Below are 24,386 nucleotides of genomic sequence, written 5' to 3' on the forward strand. Positions count from 1 at the left end.
GATCAGTCCTTCGAGAACATGCCGAGCATGCGTCGGGTCACGGCGAATCCGCCGAAGACGTTGATGGTTGTCACGAGTACGGCGACGAAGGCCAGGATCCGCACGGCCGTGTCGCCGGCGGACAGTTGCAGCATCGCGCCGACCACGACGATGCCGCTGATCGCGTTGGTGACCGACATGAGCGGTGTGTGCAGCGCATGATGCACCTTGCCGATCACGTAGTAGCCGATCACGATCGCGAGGGTGAGCACGGTGATGTGCTGTGGAAGCGGGCTGGGTGCGGTCGCGACGGCGGCGAACAGTACGAGCACTCCGAGCACACCGAGGGCGTACTTGCTCCGCGTGCCGAATCGGGATGTCCGCTCCGGCTCAGGTGTCACCGCGATCGTCCCGGGTGTGGTACGCGGAGCCGCCGAAACCTCCACCGGCGGTGGCGGCCAGAGCTTTTCGCCGTGATGGGTGACGGTGATACCGCGTTGTACGGGATCATCGAGATCGAGCGTCAACCGGCCGTCCTGGCCCGGGGTCAGCAGCTTCATCAGATTGACCAGATTGGTTCCGTACAGCTGTGAGGCCTGTGCCGGCAGCCGACCGGCAAGATCGGTATAGCCGATGATCGTCACGCCCTCGGCGGTCACGATCTTCTCCCCGGCCACCGAACCCTCGACGTTGCCGCCCTGGGCCGCGGCCATGTCCACCACGATGCTGCCCGGGTGCATCGCGGCGACATCGGCGGCGGTGATCAGCCGGGGCGCGGCGCGGCCGGGGATGAGGGCCGTGGTGATGACGATGTCCACCTCGCGCAACTGCTCGGCATATATTTCGGCCGCACGCCGGTCGTACGCTTCGCTGGTGGCCTTCGCGTATCCGTCGGCGGAGTCCATCCGCTCCTCGACCTCGACCGGAAGATAGGTTCCGCCGACCGACGCGACCTGTTCGGCGACCTCGGGCCGCGGGTCGGTGGCCCGCACGATCGCGCCCAACCGGCTCGCGGCTCCGATGGCGGCCAGGCCGGCCACACCCGCACCGGCGACCAGGACCTTCGCGGGCGGCACCTTGCCCGCGGCGGTGACCTGGCCGGTGAACAAACGCCCGAACTCGTGCGCGGCCTCGATCACCGCGCGATAGCCCGCGATATTCGCCATCGAGGACAGCACGTCCAGCGATTGCGCCCGGGAGATGCGGGGGACGGCGTCCATGGCCAGGGCGGTCACGCATCGGGCGGCCAGGGTGTCCAGCAGCTCGGGTTGCTGTGCGGTACCGAGCAATCCGGCGAGCACGGCCTGATGGTGTAGCAGGGGGATCTCGTGCTCGGCCGGGGCCAGGACCTTCAGGACGACATCGCAGTCCCAGGCTTCCTCGGTCCGCACGACCGCCGCGCCGCGGTCGGCATACGCCTCGTCGGAGAAACCCGATCGCGTGCCCGCGCCGGATTCGACCGCGACGTCGTACCCCAGTTTCACCAGCTGCCCCACCGTGGCAGGGGTTGCGGCGACCCGCGTTTCCTCGGCCACCGATTCGGTGACGACTCCGATCCTCATCTGGCCTTCCTTCGCGTTGGCATCACGCGGCCCGGATTCGCCCCCAGCACCACATCGTCGGGGACGCTGGCCGGCGCCGTTGCCGGGGCGTGTGCGTGGCGATCACGCACTGCTGCGGGCGAATCCATCCGGCCGCGATCGGGTCACGTATCTCTTGATCGGGATCCAATTTTAGAACAATCGGTCGGTACAATCAACGGGAACTTTGTGCTAGCTTCGCTGTGATGTACCGACCGGTCTGGGGATCGAATGTGTGCGGAGTGTGGATATGGATATCGGAAATACCGGCCTGGCCGGTCGGCGAGTGGTCATCACCGGTGCGGGCCGCGGACTGGGGCGCATCCTGGCCTCGGCATTCGATGCCGCCGGTGCGCAGCTGGGATTGGTGGCGCGGTCGGCCGAGGCGTTGCACGAGGTGGCCGGCTCGCTGAACGGTGAACCGCTGGAGTGCCCGGGGGACGTGCGCGCCGAGGGATTCAACGAATCGGTCACCGAGCGGATGGTCGAACGCTTCGGCGGCGTCGACGTCTGGATCGCCAATGCCGGTGTCTCACCACAGGTTTCGACGGTCGAGCGGACCGATCCGCAGGTGTGGCGGGATATCGTCGACGTCAATCTGACCGGGGCCTTCCTCGGTGCGCGCGCGGCGGCCGCGGTGATGGGGGAGGGCGGGCGGATCATCGTGACCGGCTCGGTGATCGGGAGTCGTCCGCGCGCCGGGCTGGCCGCGTACGCGGCGTCCAAGAGCGGCGGTCACGCGCTCGTCCAGGCCCTCGCACAGGAGCTGGGGCCGCGGGCGATCACCGTCAACGCCGTCGCGCTCGGCTGGTTCGACACCGGTATGGGTGCGCACTGGCATCGTGATGCGGAGCGGGAGAACGACATCGTCGGGCACACCGCGCTGGGCCGCTGGGGCCGATCCGCGGATCTGCCGGGCGTCTACCTGTTTCTGGCGGGGCCGGGGGCGGCGTACGTCACCGGTGCCACGATCACGGTCGACGGTGGATATTCGTTGATGTAGCCGCATCGAGACGGCACGTGAGATTTCGAATCACGCAGGGCGAGAGGGCAATCGATGGATACCGGACTGGCCGGCAAGGTCGTGGTCGTCACGGGTGCGACGGCCAATATCGGGCGCGGTATCGCGCTCGCGTTCGCTGAAGAGGGGGCGCGGATCGTCGTGGTCGGCCGGGACGAACAGGCGGGCCTACGAGTGGCCGAACGTGCGCGTGAACAGGGTGCGGCCGACGCGCTCTGGCACGCCGCCGACGTCACCGTCGAGGATCGGGTCGGCGGTCTGGTCGAAGCGGTGCTGGCCCGGTTCGGCCGGATCGACGTGCTGGTGAACAACGTCGGCGGCAGTGGCGATTTCGGGCCGTTCGTCTCCACGACGCCCGCGCAGTGGCGCGCCGACCTGGACATGACCGTGCTGAGCACACTGCTGTGCACGCACGCGGTCCTGCCGCACATGCTCGAGCAGGGTAGTGGGAGCATCGTCAACATCGGCTCGATGGCGGCGATCATCGGCGACCCCCAGCTGGCGGTGTATTCCGCGGCGAAGGGCGCGGTGCACTCCTTCACGCGGGTGCTGGCGCTGGAGCTGGGGAAGACGGGCATCACGGTGAACGCCGTCGCGCCCTACGGCACCCGGCCCCGGGATCCGCAGGAGGAGTTCAGTGCGGGCAGCCGGTACCATCCCGAGTCCGGCCTGTTCAGCAGGGCGCTGCGTGAGCGGCCCGATCAACTCCACACGATCGGGCGGCCCACGGCACTGCCCCGCCAGCAGGCGTACTCCGACGAGATCGGCGCTGCCGCGGTCTATCTCGCCTCGGAACAGGCCGCTTTCGTCACCGGCCAGGTGTTGCAGGTCGATGGTGGCGTCGCACTGGTGTGAATCGGCGGCGATGGTGTAGCCCGCTACACCATCGGTTCGGGACCATGCCCCCTCGTCGTCGCACGTCGGAGGGGGAATCGTAGGAAGTGGTGAATCCATCGACCGAGAAAGCAGGCAGCAGATGTCCTCGATGAAGCTCGTGCAGACCGGCGGCGTGGACGCGATCCGGGTCGCCGAGGCGGAACGTCCCGTCCCCGGCCCGAACGACGCCCTGGTGAAGATCCGGGCCTGCGGAATCTGCGGCACCGATGTGACCTTCCTGCACATGGGCGGCACGCCCATCGACGCACTCGGCGATCCACTCGGCGGCGGCGCGCTGCGTTCGCTGCCGCTGGGCCACGAACCGGCCGGTGAGGTCGTCGAGGTCGGGGCCGAGGTGGCCGAGTTGAAGGCCGGGGATCACGTGGTGGTCAATCCGCAGGCCGCGCCCTCGGGCATCATCGGCTGCGGCGGTGCGCTCGGCGGGATGGGCGAATACCTGCTGATCGAGAATGCGGTCGTCGGCAGAAGTGTTGCGGTACTTCCCGATTCGGTGCCCTTCGAGGTGGCCGCGCTGAACGAGCCGATGGCCGTCGCGCGGCACTGCGTGAACCGATCCGAGGCCGGGCCAGGCGACAAGGTGGTGGTGTTCGGCGCGGGTCCGATCGGTCTGGGCGCGGTGATCTGGCTGAAGTTGCGCGGTGTGGCGCATGTGGTGGTGGCCGATGTGATCGCCTCGCGGCTCGAGACCGCGCTGGCGGTCGGGGCCGACGCGGTCATCGACTCCTCGGCCGAGGACGTTCCGGCGCGACTGCTGGAACTGCACGGTGCGGGGCGCAACGCGCTCGGGCAGACGCGTCCCGACACGGACGTCTACATCGATGCCGCGGGCGCGACCGTCGTGGTGAACACCGCGCTGCGCACCGGTAAGTGGGGCGCCAAGCTCGTCGTGGTCGCCATGCACAAGCAGCCCGAGCCGATCGATATCGGCGCGATGCTGCGCAGTGAGATGGTCATCATCGCCTCGCAGGGGTATCCGACCGAGATCTTCGAGGTGACGCCCGAGATCGCCGAACATGCGGAGCGTTTCGCGAAACTGATCAGTCACCGGGTGCCGTTCTCGGAGGTGGCGCACGCGTTCGAACTCACGCTGACTCCCGGGGCGGCCGAGAAAGTGGTCGTCACCTTCGACTGACCAGGCCCGGTCGCGGTGGGAGCGCCTCGGCGGCGAGTGAAGTGTGTCAAAAATAGCTACTGAAGCGTATCATTAAGCTGCTTCGTCACTGTGCGCGATGCCCGAGGTCGTGCTGAAAGTATTTGGGAGACAACATCTTGCCCATCGATTCGAATCTTCCCGTCGCGGTTGTCACCGGTGCCAGCTCCGGGATCGGCCGGTCCACCGCCGGGCGGCTCACCGCACTCGGCTGGCAGGTGATCGGCGTCGGCCGTGATCCGGGACGCTGTGCCGAGGCCACCGAACAGCTCGGCGCGGCCGCTCGCGACGGCGGCACGTTCACCATGCTGCGCGGCGACTTCACGCTCATGTCGGAGGTTCGGCGGGTGGCGGGGGAGATCGCCGCGCACACCGCGCGGGTGGATGTGCTGATCAACAATGCCGGTGGTGTCCGCGACCGGCGGATCGTCACCGCGGAGGGGACCGAGGCGACGTTCGCGGCCAACCACCTCGCGCCCGTTCTGCTGACCCGGGAGTTGCTGCCGCTGCTGCGCGCGCGTGCGGCCCGGGTGATCGCGGTGTCCTCCAGCGCTCATCGGATCAGCACCGAATTGGACTGGGATGATCTGCAGAGCCTGAACGATTTCGACACCACCATGGCCTACGCGCGGGCCAAACTCGCCAACATCCTGTTCACCCGCGAGCTGGCCCGTCGTGAGCAGGCGGCCGGAATCGTCGCGCAGGCGATGCACCCCGGCGTGGTGGCCAGCAATTTCGCCGCGCACGGGAATGCGGGAATGCAGGCGCACATGGCCGCGGCCGATACCGTCTCGCCCGACGAACCGGCGCGCACGCTGGTATGGCTGGCCACCTCGGACGAGGGCGGCCGCGCGGGCGGGCGGTACTTTCACAACGAGGCCGAGGAAACACCGGCTCCCTGCGCGCAGGACGATGCCGCCGCGGCCCGGTTGTGGATCGAGAGCGAGAAATTACTTGCCGGACTCGGCTTGTAGAACGCTGTGCGTGCTCCGGCCGGATCAGTCCCGATAGGTCGAACCGGTCCGGTCCAGGGTGCGCAGCAGCGAGGGCCATTCCAGACCTGCGGAGAACGACGCCGTCCACTGCTGGGCGGTCAACTCGACGACCTCCCGCGGCGGGAGCCGCAGCGGCCGGCCGGTGGCCCGCGCGAGCAATTGCGTCTTCGCCGATTTCTCCAGGTAGTACATCTCGACGAACGCCTGCGCCACATCGCGCCCGACCGTCAGCGATCCGTGATTGCGCAGCACGAGTGCGGCGTTGTCGCCGAGATCGGCGATGAAACGTCGCCGCTCGTCGGTGGTGAGCGCAATGCCCTCGTAATCGTGGTAGCCGATGCGATCGTGGAATCGCATGGCGTGCTGGGTCAACGGCAGCAACCCCTCCTCGAGGCAGGACAGCGCCATCTGCGCCTCGGTGTGCAGATGCATGATGCATCCCGCGTCCTCGCGGACCGAGTGGATGCCGCCGTGGATCACGAACCCGGCCGCGTTGGGCTGATACCCGTGCCGGTTCTCACCGACCACATTCCCGTCCAGATCGATCTTTATCAGATTCGATGCGGTGATCTCGTCGAAGGCCAGACCCAACGGATTGACCAGGAAATGGTGCTCCGGACCCGGGATTCGCGCGGAGATGTGCGTATAGATCAGATCGTCCCAGCCGAACCTGGCGCAGAGCTGGTACGCCGCCGCCAGATCGCGGCGGATCCGCTGCTCGGTTTCGGTCCGCGGCCCGGTCTCGGCGACCGATCCGGCTTCCATCCGGAAGCTGTCGTATACCGTCTCGGTGGCCATGTCGAGTCTCCTTCGTTCGTGCGAATCGGTGCGTCGAATGCGGTGTGGTCGCCGGTCCGGGTGCTTCGAGGCGAAAGCCCTGTGCCGGAACGACTTCGGTCAGGATCTGCGCTCCGCGACCTGGAATCGCCGGATCTTGCCGACGCTGGTGCGGGGGATGGAGTCCACCACGTGCCACTCGCGCGGCCGAGCCGCGGGCGGCAGATTGCCCATCGCCCAGTCGGTGAGCTGCGCGGAATCGGGTGGCGCGGCCGGATCCCGGGCGACCACGTAGGCGACCGGGACCTGATCCCGGATCGGGTCGGGCTGTGCGAGGACGACGGCTTCGAGAACCCCGGGCGCCTGGCAGATCACCGCCTCGACCTCGGTCAGGCTGACATTCTCACCCGCGACCTTGATGACGTCGTCGGCGCGGCCGACGAAGCGCAGCGCTCCGGTCGCCGGGTTCGCCGCGACCAGATCTCCGGTCCGGAACCAACTGGTCCCGTCGGCCAGGTCGGTGAAGCTGCGAACGTTCACCTCCGGCGCGTCGAGATATTCGGCGAACAGGTCCGCGCCGCGGGAGCCGTGGACCAGCAGCATGCCCGGCTCGCCGGGGTCGCGGGGGTGACCGGTCTGCGGGTCGACCACGGCGATGCGGCGACCGCCGAGTGCCGATCCGATCACGTCGTGCCGCAACGGATCACTGGTATCGCCGGTGACCGCGGCGACGGTTTCGGTCATCCCGTACAGCTGACGAGGGCGGCGGCCGATGAGTTCGGCGAAGCGCTCGTAGTGTTCGCGCCCGAGACTCTGCGCGAACCACACGTGCGACAGATGCAGCGGCGGCGCCTGTTCCGGGGTGCGGGCCAGGATCATCCGGATCGGCGCGGCGAACAGGCTGGCGTGGGTGACCTCCAGGTCGTGTGCCTGCTGAACCCAGCGCGATGCCGAGAACGTATGTGTCAGTGCGACACTCGCGCCGACCGTGATCGCCGGGGCGAAACAGTAGTACTGGGCGTTGGCGTGGAACAGTGGCAGGGTCACCAGCCAGCGGTGCTGTGCTGTCAGGCCGACGGCCTCGGCCATGGTCTGCGCCACCGTCGCGTAGTTCTGCTGGGTGAGCACGACGCCTTTGGGCTCCGAGGTCGTCCCCGAGGTGAACATGACCGCCAGACGATCGGCGGGCGACAGATCGGCCTGCGCGGTCGTGATCGGTGCACCGGTCACCAGAGCTCCGCCGGGAGCGAGATCGTCGGCGTTCTCCGCCAATGCGATGACTGCCGGGACCGAATCCCCTGTACCAGCGACATATTCGGCCTGGCGCGCGAGGGCGCACACGCCCAGCGCCGGCGTCGTGCGCCGGGTCTGGTTGGCGATATCGCGCGGGGCCGAGGCCGGGTCGACCGGGACGAACCACGCGCCGAGCCGGGCGACGGCGAGCCAGATCGCCACGAACGCGGGGCAATTGCGCAACGCGACGTGGACGGCCGAGCCAGGCCGCACTCCGCCCGCGGACAAGGTGCCCGCGGTCCGGGCGACGATGTCGTCGAACTCGGCGTAGGTGTACCGCGTCGTGCCGCTGGGGTCGTGGAAGATCAGGAACGGTGCGGCCCCGTGGGCGGCGACGGTTCGTGACCAATGGTCTTGGAAGAGAAGCGAATCTGTCATGGTTCCGGAATCAGGTCCCAGTGTCCTTGTCAAGTCGAGGTGCCGATAATTCGGACATAGAAGAGTGTACCTATAGTCGGGTTGGTTGCGTAGATACAGCCGCAATGTGCTGACACAGCGAAAATCGGTATAACAAATATTGGCCCAGAGCGTTGCGCCTGGCTAGGCTGTGGCTAGAATCACTCGTGAAGTTTCAGTCTCCGGAATTCGGAGGCGACAGTCTCCGAAGTTAGGAGGCCGTGGCATGACCTCGGTACTCAATGGCGATACCGGTGTGCGGGATCGCGGCACGCTGCCCCCCTCGGTGGTCGATCGTATGACCCTGATCATGGAGTCGTTCGGGGATGTGCACACGCGTCTCACGCTCGAGGAGATCGCGGGCCGCACCGGGTTACCGCGCTCCACGAGCCATCGAATCCTGGAACGGCTGGTCAAACTGGCGTGGTTGGGTCGGCACGGCCGGGTCTACTGCCTGGGCGATCGGGCCCTCGGGCTGGGCGGCCGGGAGGAGGGGCACACCGCCCTGCGGTCCGTTGCCTTCCCGCTGCTGCACGCGCTGGCGATGCGCACGGATATGGTGGTTCACCTGGCCGTACTCGACGGGACCGATGTGGTCTACGTGGACAAGTTCGGCGGCCGGGCCGCCTCGAGCGTGCCATCGGTGGTCGGCGGGCACGCACCCGCGTGGTGTACCGCGGCGGGCAAGTCGATCCTGGCCTGGCTGCCGGCCGAGCAGGTCGATTCGCGATTGCAGCACGGACTGCACAAGCGGACGACGCGCAGTATCGACGCGCTCGGCGTACTGCACATGGAGCTCAACCGCATTCGCAACCGGCACGGGCTGGCCTTCGAACGCGGCGAATGTTTCCCGAACATCGCCTGCGCGGGTATGGCGGTGCGCGGGCCGGACGGGCCGATCGCCGGAGTCTCCCTGGTCGGTGACGCGCAGGCGCCACTGGAGCGGCTCGCGCCGCTGATGGTCAATACGGTGCACGCTATTTCGGAGAAGATGAGCGGCGGTTCGCGGCAGCAGCATCGGCTGCGGCACGAGTCGGTACTTCCCGTCGGCGCGGCGCGCGGCGTCTCGGCGAACGAGGCGCTGGGACGTCTGGTCGCCATGGGGGAGCGCGGCGAGTGGTTCTAGGCCGCACGGGCCTTTCGGTCAGACCAGCATGTCGTCGACCGGAAGGCCCAGTGCCCCTTGGCCGTACAGCTCCAGTGCCGCGCTGACGTCGTTGGACAGGTGGATGCGGCCGGTGTGGGCGTCGCGCCAGGCCCGTTCGATCGGATTCCCCCGGCGCAGCCCCATCCCGCCCGCCGCGGCGAAGATCGAGTCCACCGAGGTCACCGCGCGTTCGGTGCCGACCGCCTGATCGCGGCGGGTGCGCAGGCGCAGCTGCATGGGGATCTCGACCCGGCGGCGGGCGCAGTCGTGCAGTTCGCGCAGGTTCCGGTGCATCTGGAGGACTGCGGCGTCGATTTCCGAGGCCGCCCGGCCGACCGCGACCTGCTGTGCGGTTTCGGGGCCGCCGCTGCCGAAGCTGAGGCGACTGTCGCCGCGCACCCGTGCGACGAACGCGTCCAGGCAGCCCTCCGCCATGCCGATGATCGGCGCGCTCACGGACGTGCTGTACATCGCCCCGTACGGCATGCGGTAGAGCGGACCGGTGTTGAGCTTCTGGCCCGGTGCGTGCCGCAGGACGACGTCGTAATTCCGCAGGGTGCGATAGCTCGGCACGAAGACCCGGTCGGCCTGGAGCCCCCGGCTGCCGGTGCCGCGCAGGCCCACCGCGTCCCAGGTGCCGGTCACGCGACATTCCGACAGCGGAACCAGTGCGGTGGCCAGATCCATCGGCTGACCGTTCTCGGCTACCAGGGCTCCGCCCATCAATCCCCAGGAGGCATGTGCGCTGCCGGTGGCGATGCGCCACTGCCCGGTCAGCTCGAATCCGCCCTCCACCGCGACGAATCGTCCGACCGGGGCATAGGCGGAGCAGATCAGCGCATCCGGGTCCGCGGCCCAGATCTCGCGCTGGGCCCGCTCGTCGAACAGTGCGACGTGCCAGGGACTCACGCCCAGGATGCTGGCCAGCCAGCCGGTGGAACCGCACGCTGCCGACACCGTGCGCACGGCGTCGTAGAAATCCACCGGATCCGATTCCAGGCCGCCGGACCACCGCGGGCGCAGCATGCGGAACAGGCCGGATTCGACCAGCGCGGCGATGCTCTCGTCCGGGATCACGCCGTCGGCATCGACCGCGGCCGACCGTTCGGCCAGCATCGGCCGCAGGTTGCGCACCGCCTCGGCGATCTCACTGTCCATGCGCTCATCGTCCTGTCTGCCGAACGGATATCCAAATCGGTCGCCGGGTCGGATCCTGCCTATTTGAGGATGCGCTGTTTGTCATAGCTGTCAAGTATCAGCGCCTGTGGGAGATCTGCTCGCGTGACGGCGAAAGAGCTGTTCAATGCCTATCTGCCAGTTGGCTTTCCGTGCGGTCGCGGCCGTCGGGAGTGTTCGACTCTGTCGCTGAGCGCAATATAAGAGTATAACGAATTCATGATTGATGCCGTGATCCTCTCCGCCTGCCGCACCGCGATCGGCACTGCGCGCAAGGGCGCCCTGCGCGACACCAGCGCCTTCGACCTGGCCACCCGCGTCGTCGGCGAGGCCGCCCGGCGCAGTGGGCTTCCGGCGGAGATCATCGACGATGTCGTCCTGGGGGAAACCCTCGCCGGTGGCGGGGTCATCGCGCGTTATGCGGCGCTCGAGGCCGGGCTGACCGACGTTCCCGGGCTCGCGCACAACCGGCACTGCGCGTCCGGGCTGGCCAGCGTCGCCACCGCCGCGTCGAGTATCCGCGCCGGGATGGATCGTGCGGTGATCGCGGGCGGCACACACTCGTCCTCGACCGCGCCGATGTCGCGATGGCGGATTCCCGGCACGCAGGAGTGGCAGGATCCGTGGTCCTCGCCCTCGCACGTGTCGACACCCGACGCGCCGCACAACGACATGTCGATACTCGTCGGCTGGAATACCGCTTGGCTGGCCGACATCTCCCGTGCGGAGATGGATGCCTGGGCGGTGCGATCGCATCAGCGCGCCGTGCGCGCCATCGACGCCGGGCAATTCGCCGACGAGATCGTGCCCGTCGAGATCGGCGGCGGGACAGCGGTATTCGATACCGACGAGCATCCGCGACGCGATACCAGCGAAGAGAAAATGGCGTCGCTGAAGGTCCTGCATCCCGAGATCGACGGGTTCTCGATCACCGCGGGCAACTCCAGCGGTGTGAACGACGCAGCCGCCGCGGTGACGGTCGCCAGCAGCGCGGTCGCCGAGGAATACGGACTGACCCCGCTGGCTACCGTGCGCGCGTGGGCGAGCGTCGGCGTGGATCCCGTGCGCACCGGACTGGCCCCGGTGGCCGCGATCCGAAAGGCCCTCGACCGCGCCGGACTCGACCTCGCGCAGGTCGACCTGTTCGAGATCAACGAGGCGTTCGCATCGGTGACCGTGGCTGCGGTCCGCGAACTGGGCCTGGACCCCGAACGGGTGAATCCGTTCGGCAGCGGATGCAGTCTCGGACATCCGGTCGCGACCACCGGCACTCGCATGATCGCCACCCTCGCGCACGAACTGCGTCGTCGCGGCGGTGGCACGGCCGTGGCGGCCATGTGCGCGGGCGGCGGTATGGGGTCGGCGATGGTCCTGACAGTGTGATCTTCAGCGGCCGAGGAACTGTGGTGGGCGTTTGGCCGCGAACGCGGCGATGCCCTCCTGGACGTCGGCGGTCTCGAACAACTCGGCTTGGCCTTCGCGTTCGAGTTGCAGGGCTGATTCGAGATGAGTCAGGGCCGTCTTGTTGAAAGCACGTTTGATGCGGGTATAGGCGGCTGTCGGGCCTGCTGCCAATTGTGTTGTGAGCGAGCCTGTTTCGGTGTCGAAGTCGGCGTCCGGCACGACGTGGGAGAGTAGGCCCCACTCGGCGGCCTGTGTCGCGGGTATGCGTTCGGCGAGCATGGCCATGCGTGCGGCGCGGGCGGGCCCGATCAGCGCGGGCAACAGGGCGGTGGCTCCGCCGTCGGGCATCAGGCCGACGCGGGTGAAAGCCAGTAGAAGGTAGGCGGATTCGCGAGCGACGGTCAGGTCGGCGGCCAGGGCGATCGAGCATCCCACTCCGACGGCGGGGCCGTTGATCGCCGCGATCACCGGCTGCGGGGCTGCGCGTAATGCGCGGATCAGCCGGTTGGCCGCATCGATGGTGACGCCCTGCGGACCTGCCACGGCGGACCTGGACAGGTCCGCGCCCGAGCTGAAGGCCCGGCCCGCGCCGGTCAGCACCAGAACCCGGACCTCCGGATCAGCGCCGAAATCCTCTACGGCCGCGGCGGTTTCGTTCAGCAGTTCGGCGGTGAGCGCGTTGAGGCGATCGGCCCGGTTGAACGTCAGTCGTGCGACGGCGTCGGTGCGTTCGACGAGCAGGTGTGGCGGTGTGGTCACGGTCGGCCTCCTGATGTGCTTGCGGTGTGCGGAAATCGGCTGTGGTTCACGCTGCGGTGGTATCGCCGAGATAGCGGTGCAGCAGTTCGCTGCCCGCATCGGCGGCGGGGCCGGTCCAGGCGACCCGGCCGCGCTGCAGGATCAGGCACTGATCGGCGAAATCCAGTGCGCGCGTGGCGAATTGTTCGATCATCAGCACCGCGATGCCCGCCGCGCGGGCCCGCTCCAGACTCTCGAATACGACGTCCACCATCTTCGGCGCCAGGCCCAGCGACATCTCGTCGGCGATCACCAGCCGCGGATCCACTATCAGCGCCCTGGCGAGCGAGAGCATCTGTTGTTCGCCGCCGGACAGCGTGCCCGCCACCTGCCCGGACCGCTCACCCAGCACCGGAAAGATCTGCAGCGCACGGTCCAGAGCCTCGGCGCGCCGTCGGCGATCGCCCATGGTCGCCATGCGCAGGTTCTCCAGAACGGTCAGACCCGCGAACACGCCTCGCCCCTCGGGCAGATGCACCAGTCCGGTCCGGCGGATGTACTCCGGCGAGCGTCCCGCGATATCCCGTCCGTCCAGTTCGATACTGCCGCCGACCGGCGGCACCAGCCCGGACAACGTGCGCGCCAGCGTGCTCTTACCGGCTCCGTTCGGGCCCAGCACGGCCAGCGCGCTGTTCGGCGGAAGGTCGAAGGACACGTCCCGCAGCGCCACGGCCGGGCCGTACTGCACGCTGAGTTCACGGACCTTCAGCAGATCGGTTGTGCTGGTCATGATGTGGTCCTCTCGGCATCGGCGTCGGGTTCCGCGCCGAGATAGGCGGCGCGCACTGCGGGATCCGCGCGGATGTGCGCCGGGTCGCCCACGCTGATCTCGACGCCGAAATCGATGACGTGCACCGTGTCGCTCAGCCCCAGGACCAGTTCCACGTCGTGCTCGACCAGTAGCAGCGACACTCCGCGCTCCCGCGAGATGTCGGTGAAAACCGTTGCCAGTTCCTCGGTTTCGCGAGTGTCGAGCCCGGAGGATGGTTCGTCCAGTAGCAGGACGCTCGGCTCGAGGGCCAGCGCCCGGCCGACCTCGAGCAGCCGGGCGGTGCCCAGCGGCAATCCCGCGACGGGCTGATGTGCCTGGTCGCTCAGATGCAACAGCTCGAGGATCTCCTCGACCCGCCGGTTCTCCGCCGCGGCCGGGGAGCGGAACCCGCCCGCGGTCAGCAGATCGGTCCAGATCCGCCCCCGCGCGTGCCGGAGCCGATCGGCGAGCACCACGTGATCACGGATCGTCAAGCCGGAGAACAGCTCCGGGTGCTGGAACGTGCGAGCAAGTCCGCGCCGCGCCCTGGCCTGCGGACTGGTCCGGGTCACCTCCTGCCCGTCCAGGAACACCGCCCCCGAATGCGGCCGCAGTAGCCCCGACAACACGGCGAACAGAGTGCTCTTCCCCGCGCCGTTGGGCCCGACCAGCCCGACGATGCCCGCCGCCGGAACAGCCAGATCGATGTCGTTCAACGCCACAAGCCCGCCGAATCGCACTGTGACGCCGCGTGCTTCGAGGCGAGGCGGCGTTGTCGTCGTCATGCGTGCTCTCCCGCCATCGCAGGTGCGTCCGTGTCCGCCGATGTCGGGGCCGCATCGGGTCGGCCGAACCGTGCGCGCACTGCCCGCAATTGGCGTGCGTGCATGGCTGCGAGTCCGTCGGGATTGCGGGCGAGCATGACCGCGCCGAGGCCGAACAGGATGACCGGGACCTGCGCCCAGGTCGAGGGCAGGTAGGTCTGGAAGACGCTGGGCAACAGGCCGTATGCCACGCCCGCGACCAGCGCTCCGGTGATCGAGCGCGAGCCGATGGTGACCAGTACCGCAAGCCAGACCAGTCCGGTGAACGGGTTGAACGAATCCGGCAGCGCGGCTTGATAGTTCAGCGCAAGCAAGCCGCCGCCGATGGCCGCGATGAAGGTTGCCAGCGCCGAGACCAGGACCTTCACCGGGACGATGCTCAATCCCATGGTGCGCGCGCCGCTCTCGCTCGCCCGCACCGCCGTGACCGCCAGGCCCGCGGTGGAGCGCCGCAGATTCAGCACGATCACGCCGAGGACGAGGAATACCGCGAGGGCGAACAGCGCGAAAACCCGGTTGTCCGTGGCCCATTCGGGTCGGAGCAGGACCACGCCCTGCCCGGAGTTGTAGATGTGGTCCCGTAGGAATACGAGGTTCTGTACAAGCAGGCCGAAGGTGAGGGTCACCAGGGCGACGTAGAGATTGCCCAGGCGGATGGTCAGAATGCCGATCACGACGCCCACCGGCGTGACGATGATCGCCGCCACCAGCACAGCGAGTAGCGGTGACCATCCGGCGTCGGTGGCCAGTTCGGCCGCAAGCACCGCGCCCAGACCGGCGAATGTGGTCTGGCACAACCAGATCATGCCGCCTTCGCCGGTGACCATCGTGTACGACAGCAGTGCGATCGCCAGCGCGATCCCACCGGCCACCACGCCGCCCCAGAACAGCTCGAGCACCAGCGGCAGCGTGGCGACCACGATCAGCGCTACGGCCGGGCCGAGTGCAGAGGACCATCTGATTCCCTTGCCGCGCAGTACATTTGCTCCCGGCGGTCCGGTCGCGGCGATATGTACGGCGCGATCCAGGGCTCCGCCGGTCGCGGTGTCGCCCGCTTGTCCGCGCACCGCGTAGTACAGCAGGGCCACGAGCATGAACAGGAACGGGATGCTCGGCACGAGTTGCGCGGACAGTGCGCTCTGCGGGGCGACGAAACGCTGGACGACCGTGGTTGCGACGCCCATGACCACCGCCGTCGCGACGGCGGCCGGAAGGTTGCGCAGCCGCGCGGCCACCACCGCGGCGAATGCGGCCGCCATCAGCGAGGTCATCCCGTCCACCGTGAGCCCCGAGGTCGGGGCGACCAGCACACCGGCCAGTCCGGCCAGCAGAGTGCTGCCCGCCCACACTCCGAGCGACACCCGGGTCGGGCTGACGCCCGACATCGCGGTGAGCGCCTCGGAATCGACCAGGGCGCGCACTCGCAACCCGATGTCGGTGTACCGCAACACGATCGTCCCGACGGCCAGTACGAGGATCAGCGCGAGATAGGTGATCAGCTGATCGAGGTTCACCACGCCGCCGAGCACCCGGAAGGTACGCACCGGTTGCGGCGCGAGTCCCGGTGCGGTCGCATTCGACAGCTGTCCGAAGATCAGATCGACCAGCGGCGGCAGCGCCACCGACAACCCGATCGTCGCGACGATCTTGATCAGCGATGAGCGTAATCGCAAGTGCCGGAACAACAGTGCGTACAGCGCTGCGCCCAGTACCGGACCGAACACGCCGATCGCGACCACCGCGGCGGGCAGGATCGCCCAGCCGTGCTGGACGTGCAGGAAGTAGTAGAAGCGCGCCACCGCATAGGCGAGCGCGCCGAACGCGAAGTTGAATACGCCCGCCGAGACGTAGGTGACCACCAGTGACGCGGCGGCGATGGCGTAGATCGAACCGAGTGCGAGCCCGGCCAGGACATAGGACAGCAACGGTGGCTCCTCACAGCTCGCGGGCTCAGCGAGCGGCCCAGCTGATGCTCTTGGTCTGCAGGAATTCGTCGAGCCCGAACTCGCCCCATTCGCGGCCCACGCCGCTGCGTTTGTATCCGCCGAACGCGATGCGCGGATTCACCCCGCCGCTGCTGCTGTTGATCGAGACGCCGCCGGTGCGGATCTCGCACGCCATCGAATAGGCCGTCGCGGTGTCCGCACTCCAGACCGCGCCCGCCAGCCCGTACGGACTGTCGTTGGCGATCCGCACCGCCTCCGCATCGGTCCGGCATCCGATGACCACGCCGACCGGGCCGAAGAACTCCTCCTGAGCGATGGCCATCGCGTTGTCGACGCCGGTGAACAGGGTCGGCTCCACGAACCAGCCGCGGTCCAGCCCCGCGGGACGCCCTCCGCCACAGACGATTTCGGCCCCCTCCGCCTCGCCGCGACGGATCAGCGCCTCCACCTTGTTCCGCTGTGCCTCGGTGATGAGCGGGCCCATGGTGGTGTCCTCGTGCGCCGGATCGCCGACCCGGACCCGGCCCAGCGCGGCGCGCAGCCGCTCGACGAATTCGTCGTGCCGAGACTCGTGCACGATCGTGCGGGTCAGCAGCGAGCAGCCCTGTCCGGCGTGCGCGGTCATCCCCATGAACGCGGCGCGCACCGCGCCGTCCAGATCGGCGTCGGCACGCACGATGTTCACCGATTTGCCGCCGAGTTCGAGTACGACCTTCTTGATCGAATCGGCGGCCTGGCTGTAGACCATCCGGCCCACGGTGTCGGATCCGGTGAAGCTGACCAGGTCGACCATGGGATTCGTGGTCAGCTCGCGGCCCGCCTCGATGTCACCGGTGACGATGTTGAGCACACCCGGCGGCAGATCCGCGGCCTCGGCGAAGTCGGCGAGCAGCAGGGACTCCAGCGGAGTGGCCGGGGCGGGTTTGAGCACCGCGGTGCATCCGGACGCGAGTGCCGGAATCACCTTCATCATGCTCAGGAAGAACGGGAAGTTGTAGGCGGCGATCAGGGCGCAGACGCCGTACGGTTCGCGCCGCAGCACACCCTGGCCGATGCCCGCGCCGGGGGCGATGGTGGGATCCATCGGACGCTCCCAGCGGAACGTCGGCATGACCCGCTCGGCCATATCTCGCAAGTGCGCCAACGGAACTCGCGTCTGCAGCGTCTCGGCGAGGCCGCGCACCGAGCCCGCCTCGGCGATGTTCAGATCGATCAGTCCCGGGAGTCGGCGCTCGATCTCGTCGGCCATGCGCAGCAGGACCGCGGCTCGGTCGGCGGGCCGCATCCGGGGCCAGGGGCCCTCGTCGAATGCCGTGCGGGCGGCGGCGATGGCGCGCCGGACGTCCGCCGGAGTGGATTGCGGGACTTCGGCGATGGTCTCCTCGGTCGCGGGATTGCGGACGACCAGGCGAGTGTCGGACTCACCGTCGGTGCGACGTCCATCTATGTAGAGCTGTGCAGAGAACGAATAGGCCGCGGTCATATGCCCTCCTGATGCCGAGCGCGTCGTGGTGCCGCACGCCCGGCAATCCCACGTTAAGTATCCTGAATACTCGCTCGCCGACGTGAACGTCCCGAATTTCCACTGGATGGGATGGCGGTTTGTGGTCTGGGACACAGATAGCTTGTTATTCCGGTTACGCATTCATCTCGCCGGGTGGCGGTGATGCGGTTCCTCTCCTAGGCACGGCTCGACTGCCCGGCGCATCGCGCGAGGTCACCGTGCTCTGTCCCGAAAGACTCGATCATGAGCCCTGATACGCCTTCCGTCACCTCGTCGCCCGCGGAACAATCCTGGACGCCGCGGCTGATCTTCTCCCTCGCATCCATCGTGCTGCTGCTCGAGATGCTCACCCTCAGCTATCTGATGATCTCGATGTCACTGCCGTCGATCTCCGCGCACTTCCACACCGCGCAGGGCGCTTGGCTGTTGACCGTATTCCTGCTGGTAGGCGCGGTATCCAGTCCACTGCTGGGCAAACTCGGCGATCTGTACGGCAAGCGCAAGGTGATGCTCGGCTGCATAGCCGTCTCCGCGGTGGGTTCGCTGCTGTGCGCGATCGCCGCCAATTTCGCGATGATGCTGGTGGGCCGGGCGCTCGCGGGATTCATCGCGCCCTGTGTGTTCCTGGGGTACTCGCTGATCCGGGATGTGTTCCCGCCCAAGACGATCGGCCTCGCGGTCAGCATAGCCACCAGCGGGCTTGGCCTGATCGCGGTGCCCTCGCCGTTCTTCGCCGGATGGTTGATCGACAAGTCCGGATTCCGTGGCATCTTCTGGGCGCTCGCCGCCGGGTCCGTCATATTCGGCGCCATGATCGCGATCAGCACCGACGAGTCGAGTGTGCGGGTGCGCTCCCGGATCGACGTACTCGGCGCGGTGCTGCTCGGGGCCGGGATCGGCGGCGTATTCATCGCGTTGAGCCTCGGACCGAGCTGGGGCTGGTCCGCGACCTCGACCCTGGTGTACCTGCTCGGGGGACTCGTGCTGATCATCGCGTGGGTCGTGTCGGCGGGAATGATTCGCGAGCCGCTGCTGGAACTGCGCGTGCTGCGCCGCCGGCCGATCCTGTTGATCACCCTGTCCTCGGCGTGCTGTTACGGATGCGCCACGACGCTGGCTCTGCTGCTGCCGATGATGATCATGACACCCGCGGTGCTGGGTCTCGGTTACGGATTCGGTGTCAGCGCAAAGGGATACGCCCTCTACCAGACGCCGTTCGGGTTGATGGTGGTGGTCGGCGGCGCGGTCGTCGGCATGCTGATGGGCCGCAGGGTCCGCCCACGTCCGCTACTGCTGCTCGGAGCGTTGCTGCTGGCCGCCGCCTACGCCCTGGTCGCGGTCGACCACCACGATCGGGTGCTGCTGTTGGTCTTCAGCGCGATGGCAGGCACGGGAACCGGATTCGCCTACGGAGCCACGCCCAACCTGCTCATCGAGGCCGTTCCGCCGCAGTTGCAGGCCAGTACGGCGAGCGTGGTCAACGTCGCGCAGAGCGTGATGTCCGCGGCCCTGCCGGTGATCGCGTTCGCGGTGCTGAACAACTCGTTCATCGCCCAGCTGCCGGGCGGTTCGCACGGCGCGATCCTGTACACGGAGAGGGGATTCCAGGTTGCGTTCCTGATCGGTGCGGCGGCCGGGTTGATCGGGGCGGTGCTGGCGCTGGCGTTGCCGCGCCGGATCCAGCAGATCGTGGTGTCCGATGCGGGTGAGGTCGAGGGGACGGCTTCGGTGGTCGCGCACTGACCGAGCAGGGGGCCGGCTGCTTGGGGCGGCCGGTCCCCGTTCATCCCTGGGCGATCCAGCAGGAGACCTGTTCGGTGTACTGGCCGTACGCGGACAATCCGTCGCATGCGATCTTCGCCGCGTCGGCGGGGTCGATGTCCAGGCACAGCTGGAATCGGGTGTGATGCGGTTCGTCTGCCGATGTGAACCGGGCGGTCAGCGCCGCGTCGATGACCCCGGCCTTCGTGGCCGCGCGGAAGGCGGCCGTGGCGGTGTGCGGGGAATCGCTCAGGAAAGCGGCGGCGGTCTGTGTGTTGATCTCGAATGCCAGGTCGTGCAGGAGCGTGAGGATTCGTTCGGCGACCAATCCGATCTGCGGAATGCTCTCCAGGCGAACGCCGTTCACCGGTCCCAGCGATTCGAGTTGCCCGATCGACTTGCGCATCGTGATCAGTTTGTTGGCAACGGATTCCTGCTTCGAGAACGTGGTCACGGCTGCTGTCCTCCGGGTCGGGCCGCTGGTAGAGGCGAATGGTCCCATCGCGGCAAACGCACGGCCACCGCGCTTTCCGCAGAACGGGATGGCCGGTGGACGCGGAGGTCCGGTCGATGGATGGTTGGCGGCGGGCACCGGGTTCTCCGGCGGACGAGGGCAATCGGCCGCGTCGCCACCCGGACGGAAAAGGATGTTCGATGCGAACCCTCAGCGATCTGTTGCGCAATTTCATGCAACTCGGCTACGTCACCGACGATATCGACGCCGCCGCCGCATATCTCGAAGCCACCCTCGGCACGGTGACCTGCGTCAAGCACTACCGTTCCGAGCTGGGCGGCGGTCTGCCGCCGTCGGCCGGTGGCGAGCCCGGCGCGAGTTTCGTCGTGGTGGACGGAAAACCGGCACAGGAGTGGACGATCGACGTAGCCCTGGTCAATGCCGGGCCGACGAATGTAGAGATCATCCGCCCGGTCGGCGGCGCAGTCGACCTCTATCGCGCAGCAGTGCGTCCCGGCGTCCCGGCGACCCTGCACCACCTGGGTTTCGTGGTGGACGATTTCGACGAGGTCGACGCTGTCGTCACCGCCGCAGGCAAGAGCTGGGCCCAGTACGGCCGCAGCGGCGGAATCCGCTTCGGCTACCTCGATCTGCGCGCCGAACTCGGCCACTTCGTAGAGGTGATGGAACTCGACGAGGCGAGCGCGGACGGCTTCACCCAGCTCGAGATCGCCTCGAACGCCGGACGCGACTGACCGGCGTTCGGACCCGAGGGCTCAGGCGAGGAGCTCTTCGAGGGTGGAGGCGGTCAGGATCCGTGTCGCCCACGTGTCGATCTGCGTCGGGGCGGCGGACCGAACTCGCTCGATCACGGCGGTCGGTAGGACCCCGAACTTCGCGGTCATCTGGTCGAGCAGAAGTTCCATACGCCCCGTCGCTTTTCCACGCGCTTCGCCCCTGGCTTCCATACGATCTGCGGTGGTCACGATTGCTTCCGCTGAGGGGACCGCGCGAGCCCGGATCTGGCCCACGTCCTGGGCCGCGACGTCATCCAGGAAGAACTCCAGCCGCGCCGGATGCGGACCGAGTGCCGCCCGCGTCGCCGAGTCGATGTCGTACAGGTCGGCCAGTTCGGTCGGCGCGGTCGCCGACCAAGTAGCGCCCTCGCCGTTGACGTGCAGCACGACCGGGATCACCACCGGCAGCGTTGTGGTCCTCGGTACGTTGCCGGGGTCGAGTTCGTGCGCTTTGTGATTGTCGGCGAGGTATTTGCTCCAGATTCGGACGGTGTACTCGAGCATCCGGAACGCCATGAACCGGTCCGGACCGGATTGGTGTTCCAGCAGGCAGTAGATGTAACCGGGGCGTCCTTTGACGCGGCTGCGGAAGGGGAGGGCGCTCACCCGATGGTGGCAGGAAAAGGACTTCGCCACATTCGCGATCAGGTCGGGCCCGATCAGGCGTGGTCGGTCGAATGTCCCGGGAACAGTGGGAGATCCGGGTCCAGGACGACGGCGGCGTTGTTGACCGCGGTGGCGACTTCACCGAAGCCGACCGACATCAGCTTGACCTTGCCGGGGTAGGAGGTCACGTCGCCGGCGGCGTAGACGCGGTCCAGGGTTGTGCGCATGCGGGTATCCACCGTGATCGTCCTGCGGTCCAGCTGCATTCCCCATTCGGCCAGCGGGCCGAGGTTGCTCAGGAAACCCAGTGCGGCGACGACCGCGTCGACCTTGTGCACTCGCGGTTGTTCTTCGCCGTCGACCCGTACGTGCGCCTCGCGCACCCGCTCGTCTCCGAGCAGGGCGACGACCTGGGCGTCGGTGATGATCTGCGCGCCGCAGTCGTACATCTCGCGCACGCTCGCCGCATGCGCCCGAAACTGGCCGCGCCGGTGCACGAGGGTCACCGAGCGGGCGATCGGGGCGAGGGCGAGCGTCCAGTCGACCGCGCTGTCTCCGCCGCCGACGACGAGTACATCATTGTCGGCGTAATCGTCCAGTGCCGGAACGAAATAGCTCAGTCCGCGGTCGAGGAACTCCTCGCCCGCGGGCAGTGTGCGCGGTGTGAAGGTGCCGATTCCGGCGGTCACCACGACCGCGCCCGCATCGATCACCGTGTCGTCCGACAACGTGACCTGTGGACGTCCATCGGATGCGAAGCTCAGCCCGACCGCTTCCCGGCCGAGCACATATTCGGTGTCGAACGAATCCGCCTGAGCCTTCAGCGCATTCACGACCTCTCGGCCGCGCGAGCCGGGAACGGCCGCGATATCGCGGATCTGCTTCTCCGGATACAGCGCGGTGATCTGGCCGCCGCATTCGGGCAGCGCGTCGACGAGCACGGTGCGCAGTCCGCGGAATCCCGCGCAGTAGGCCCCGTAGAGGCCGACCGGCCCGGCGCCGACGATGAGGATGTCGGTGGACATGGTGATGGCCACGGATGCGACCTCCTGAACTAGGTGAAGGGACAGTACTGCGGCGTGGCGGAGCCTATGACCGGCCCGGTCGGGCGCCTGGCGGTTTTCCGCCTGATGGGATGACTGGATCACCGGATTGACGGCCTCGAATGGTCGTTCCCGTCCTGCGGGAGAGGCGATGCGCGGGCCGCCGTCGGTAGCGGACAGTCGGCGCAGACCCCGATCACGGTGATCCCGCTGTGATCCCGAACGACCGGCGGCCCGCTACAGCCTGGCCGAGAGCCGCCGAGTCCTCGCGGCGTCTCGTCACCTGGAAGGGCATGAATTCATGAGCGACGAAGTAAGAGTCTGGATCGACCAGAAACTCTGCACCGGCGATGGTCTGTGCACCCAGTACGCACCGGACGTATTCCAGTTCGGCGACGACGGGCTGGCCTACGTCAAACAGTCGGCCGATGCGGATCTGCTCAAATCCGAAGGCGCACAGGCCGATGTGCCGGACAGCCTGCGCCTGGACGTGGTCGACGCCGCGGACGGATGCCCCGGCAATTGCATTCACGTGGTGCGTCGCACCGACGGCGTCGAGGTCGCCGGTCCCGACGCGGACTGACAGCCCGCAGTCCGACGTACTACCCGTTGAGGAGTTGATTCGAATGTCCGTGGTGCTCGAACCCGGGAAGGCCGGGAAGCTGACCGGGACGACCCCCTGGTTCACGGGAGATGTTCCCCCCGAACAGGTTCCGGAGAAATACCGGCTCGACCGAGCGTTCGTGCCCAAGGCGCGGTACCTCGATCCGGAGTTCCTGCAACTGGAACTCGACAAACTGTTCACCCGCACCTGGTTGATGGCATGTCGCCTGGAGGAGTTGGCAGGCGTCGGATCGTATGTGGAATACGAGATCGGCGCGCACTCCATTCTGATCGTGCGCGAGGCCAAGGATTCGGTGCAGGCGTATTTCAACGCCTGCCGGCACCGCGGCACTCGCCTGGCCAAGGACCGGGGCCGGGTCGGCTCGATCATCTGCCCGTTCCACGGCTGGCGGTGGAATCTGGACGGCTCCATCCGGCTCGTGCTCGATCGGGAGGAGTTCGCCCCGCGCTCGGACGACGACCTGGGACTGGTCAAGGTGCGCACCGAGACGTGGGCCGGATTCGTGTTCATCAACATGGATCCGAACGCCGTGCCGCTGCTCGAGTACCTCGACCCGATCCCGCGGATCTTCGAGCCCTTCCACTACGAGAACATGCGCATCCGGTGGCAGAAGGGAATCATCCTGCCCTGCAACTGGAAAACGGCGCTGGACGGTTTCCTGGAGGCGTATCACGTCGCCGGGACGCATCCGCAGCTGTTCCGCCTGGACAAGTCGAACGACAACCTGTTGTCGATGAAGGAACTCGAGAACCGGGTCTGGTCGCCGACGACCACTTACGAACGGCACGCGCACTATTCGAGCCTCGGGCAGAAGAAGAGTGAGACCACCGAGGACAACGCCACCAAGGATCCGCTGAAGCGGACCACCGAGGGTGAGATCGATCCACGCGAGGCATTCGCGATGAGCGTGCAGTACATCTACGACGATATGGGCGGGCTGGAGAACGAGCGCAGCTGGCGTGCCGCGGAGAAGCTCAAGACCACCGAACTGCCCGAGGGCATGACTCCCGGCGATCTGTTCATGCAGATCTACCAGGATCTGGTGATCTCGGAAGGCTATACGTGGCAGGACATCTCGCCACAGCAATGGGCCGAGGCGGGCACCGCGTGGAACGTCTTCCCGAACACCATCCTGCTGCCCAATCAGGGCTCGTCGTTCATGTACCGCGCACGGCCCAACGGCTCGGATCCGGACAGCTGCCTGTTCGAGATCTTCGCGCTGGATCAGATCGCGGTCGCCGACTACGACAAGAAGCATCAGCACACTCCGCAGATCTTCGAGGACTATCACGACGCCGAACTCGGCCAGGTCTTCAACCAGGACATGGCGAACGCCAAGGAGGTGACCGTGGGTATGCATTCGCCCAGCTTCGACGGGCATCGCCTGAGCGAGGCGCAGGAGATGACCATCTACAACCACCACCGGGTCGCCGACCGGTTCATCTGGGCGCCCTGACGGGGG

General features: G+C 67.5%; 22 protein-coding genes. 10 read left to right on the top strand and 12 right to left on the bottom strand.

The window, feature by feature from the left end:
- Positions 1–2: 2 nt before the first annotated feature.
- Positions 3–1,541, bottom strand: coding sequence for a Re/Si-specific NAD(P)(+) transhydrogenase subunit alpha (locus K7711_RS31090; RefSeq protein WP_222973557.1), 1,539 nt, complete (start codon positions 1,539–1,541; stop codon positions 3–5).
- Positions 1,542–1,809: 268 nt separating this feature from the next.
- Between K7711_RS31090 and K7711_RS31095 the strand changes: the two genes are divergently transcribed.
- The 4 genes from K7711_RS31095 to K7711_RS31110 all read left to right on the top strand — a co-directional run bounded on the left by K7711_RS31095 (position 1,810) and on the right by K7711_RS31110 (position 5,601).
- Entirely contained in the window at positions 1,810–2,562 is a 753-nt protein-coding gene (locus tag K7711_RS31095) for an SDR family NAD(P)-dependent oxidoreductase (RefSeq protein ID WP_222973558.1), read from the top strand.
- Between the two features lie 54 nt (positions 2,563–2,616).
- Positions 2,617–3,435: an SDR family NAD(P)-dependent oxidoreductase gene (locus K7711_RS31100; RefSeq protein ID WP_222973559.1), complete on the top strand. Its 819-nt coding sequence runs from the start codon at positions 2,617–2,619 to the stop codon at positions 3,433–3,435.
- Between the two features lie 130 nt (positions 3,436–3,565).
- On the top strand, positions 3,566–4,609 hold the full coding sequence (locus K7711_RS31105) for a zinc-dependent alcohol dehydrogenase (RefSeq protein ID WP_222974082.1): 1,044 nt from the start codon (positions 3,566–3,568) through the stop codon (positions 4,607–4,609).
- A gap of 137 nt (positions 4,610–4,746) precedes the next feature.
- Positions 4,747–5,601, top strand: a complete 855-nt coding sequence (locus K7711_RS31110) for an SDR family NAD(P)-dependent oxidoreductase (protein ID WP_235748068.1) — start codon at positions 4,747–4,749, stop codon at positions 5,599–5,601.
- Positions 5,602–5,625: 24 nt separating this feature from the next.
- On the opposite strand, the gene K7711_RS31115 is transcribed toward K7711_RS31110, so the two are convergent.
- Positions 5,626–6,420, bottom strand: a complete 795-nt coding sequence (locus tag K7711_RS31115) for a class II aldolase/adducin family protein (RefSeq protein ID WP_235748069.1) — start codon at positions 6,418–6,420, stop codon at positions 5,626–5,628.
- 99 nt (positions 6,421–6,519) lie between these two features.
- Positions 6,520–8,070: a class I adenylate-forming enzyme family protein gene (locus K7711_RS31120; RefSeq protein WP_222973560.1), complete on the bottom strand. Its 1,551-nt coding sequence runs from the start codon at positions 8,068–8,070 to the stop codon at positions 6,520–6,522.
- A 244-nt stretch (positions 8,071–8,314) separates the two neighbouring features.
- Here K7711_RS31120 and K7711_RS31125 point away from each other — a divergent pair, with 244 nt between their 5' ends.
- Positions 8,315–9,214 carry an IclR family transcriptional regulator gene (locus K7711_RS31125; protein WP_235748070.1) on the top strand — a complete coding sequence of 300 codons (900 nt, stop codon included), beginning with the start codon at positions 8,315–8,317 and terminating at the stop codon, positions 9,212–9,214.
- Between the two features lie 18 nt (positions 9,215–9,232).
- Here K7711_RS31125 and hsaA read toward each other — a convergent pair whose 3' ends face one another.
- Entirely contained in the window at positions 9,233–10,393 is a 1,161-nt protein-coding gene (hsaA, locus tag K7711_RS31130) for a 3-hydroxy-9,10-secoandrosta-1,3,5(10)-triene-9,17-dione monooxygenase oxygenase subunit (RefSeq protein WP_222973561.1), read from the bottom strand.
- Positions 10,394–10,630: 237 nt separating this feature from the next.
- Between hsaA and K7711_RS31135 the strand changes: the two genes are divergently transcribed.
- The gene (locus K7711_RS31135) at positions 10,631–11,794 is read left to right on the top strand and encodes a thiolase family protein (RefSeq protein WP_222973562.1); all 1,164 of its coding nucleotides are present in this window, start codon (positions 10,631–10,633) and stop codon (positions 11,792–11,794) included.
- 3 nt (positions 11,795–11,797) lie between these two features.
- Here the strand turns inward: K7711_RS31135 and K7711_RS31140 are convergent, their stop codons facing one another.
- Genes K7711_RS31140 through K7711_RS31160 form a run of 5 tightly spaced genes read right to left on the bottom strand, consistent with a single transcriptional unit; the run spans position 11,798 to position 17,617 of the window.
- Positions 11,798–12,574 (bottom strand): enoyl-CoA hydratase, encoded by a 777-nt coding sequence (locus tag K7711_RS31140; RefSeq protein ID WP_308015034.1) that lies wholly within the window; start codon positions 12,572–12,574, stop codon positions 11,798–11,800.
- A 46-nt stretch (positions 12,575–12,620) separates the two neighbouring features.
- On the bottom strand, positions 12,621–13,343 hold the full coding sequence (locus K7711_RS31145; protein WP_222973569.1) for an ABC transporter ATP-binding protein: 723 nt from the start codon (positions 13,341–13,343) through the stop codon (positions 12,621–12,623).
- Positions 13,340–14,149, bottom strand: a complete 810-nt coding sequence (locus tag K7711_RS31150; protein ID WP_222973570.1) for an ABC transporter ATP-binding protein — start codon at positions 14,147–14,149, stop codon at positions 13,340–13,342. Before K7711_RS31150 ends, K7711_RS31145 begins: the two co-directional genes overlap by 4 nt.
- Positions 14,146–16,113 carry an ABC transporter permease gene (locus K7711_RS31155; RefSeq protein WP_222973572.1) on the bottom strand — a complete coding sequence of 656 codons (1,968 nt, stop codon included), beginning with the start codon at positions 16,111–16,113 and terminating at the stop codon, positions 14,146–14,148. Before K7711_RS31155 ends, K7711_RS31150 begins: the two co-directional genes overlap by 4 nt.
- Positions 16,114–16,138: 25 nt before the next feature.
- Positions 16,139–17,617, bottom strand: a complete 1,479-nt coding sequence (locus K7711_RS31160; RefSeq protein WP_222973574.1) for an aldehyde dehydrogenase family protein — start codon at positions 17,615–17,617, stop codon at positions 16,139–16,141.
- A 264-nt stretch (positions 17,618–17,881) separates the two neighbouring features.
- On the opposite strand from K7711_RS31160, the gene K7711_RS31165 reads away from it, so the two are divergent.
- On the top strand, positions 17,882–19,381 hold the full coding sequence (locus K7711_RS31165) for an MFS transporter (protein ID WP_222973576.1): 1,500 nt from the start codon (positions 17,882–17,884) through the stop codon (positions 19,379–19,381).
- Positions 19,382–19,421: 40 nt separating this feature from the next.
- Here K7711_RS31165 and K7711_RS31170 read toward each other — a convergent pair whose 3' ends face one another.
- Entirely contained in the window at positions 19,422–19,853 is a 432-nt protein-coding gene (locus K7711_RS31170; RefSeq protein ID WP_222973578.1) for a hypothetical protein, read from the bottom strand.
- Between the two features lie 200 nt (positions 19,854–20,053).
- Between K7711_RS31170 and K7711_RS31175 the strand changes: the two genes are divergently transcribed.
- Positions 20,054–20,608, top strand: a complete 555-nt coding sequence (locus tag K7711_RS31175; RefSeq protein ID WP_235748071.1) for a VOC family protein — start codon at positions 20,054–20,056, stop codon at positions 20,606–20,608.
- A 21-nt stretch (positions 20,609–20,629) separates the two neighbouring features.
- On the opposite strand, the gene K7711_RS31180 is transcribed toward K7711_RS31175, so the two are convergent.
- The gene (locus K7711_RS31180) at positions 20,630–21,286 is read right to left on the bottom strand and encodes an Rpn family recombination-promoting nuclease/putative transposase (RefSeq protein ID WP_222973580.1); all 657 of its coding nucleotides are present in this window, start codon (positions 21,284–21,286) and stop codon (positions 20,630–20,632) included.
- Between the two features lie 23 nt (positions 21,287–21,309).
- Positions 21,310–22,293 carry an NAD(P)/FAD-dependent oxidoreductase gene (locus K7711_RS31185; RefSeq protein ID WP_308015035.1) on the bottom strand — a complete coding sequence of 328 codons (984 nt, stop codon included), beginning with the start codon at positions 22,291–22,293 and terminating at the stop codon, positions 21,310–21,312.
- A gap of 307 nt (positions 22,294–22,600) precedes the next feature.
- On the opposite strand from K7711_RS31185, the gene K7711_RS31190 reads away from it, so the two are divergent.
- Positions 22,601–22,882, top strand: a complete 282-nt coding sequence (locus K7711_RS31190; protein WP_153412344.1) for a ferredoxin — start codon at positions 22,601–22,603, stop codon at positions 22,880–22,882.
- Between the two features lie 43 nt (positions 22,883–22,925).
- Positions 22,926–24,380 carry an aromatic ring-hydroxylating oxygenase subunit alpha gene (locus K7711_RS31195; protein WP_222973581.1) on the top strand — a complete coding sequence of 485 codons (1,455 nt, stop codon included), beginning with the start codon at positions 22,926–22,928 and terminating at the stop codon, positions 24,378–24,380.
- Positions 24,381–24,386: the final 6 nt, after the last annotated feature.

The organism is Nocardia coffeae, assembly GCF_019890715.1.
Lineage (GTDB): Bacteria > Actinomycetota > Actinomycetes > Mycobacteriales > Mycobacteriaceae > Nocardia > Nocardia jiangxiensis.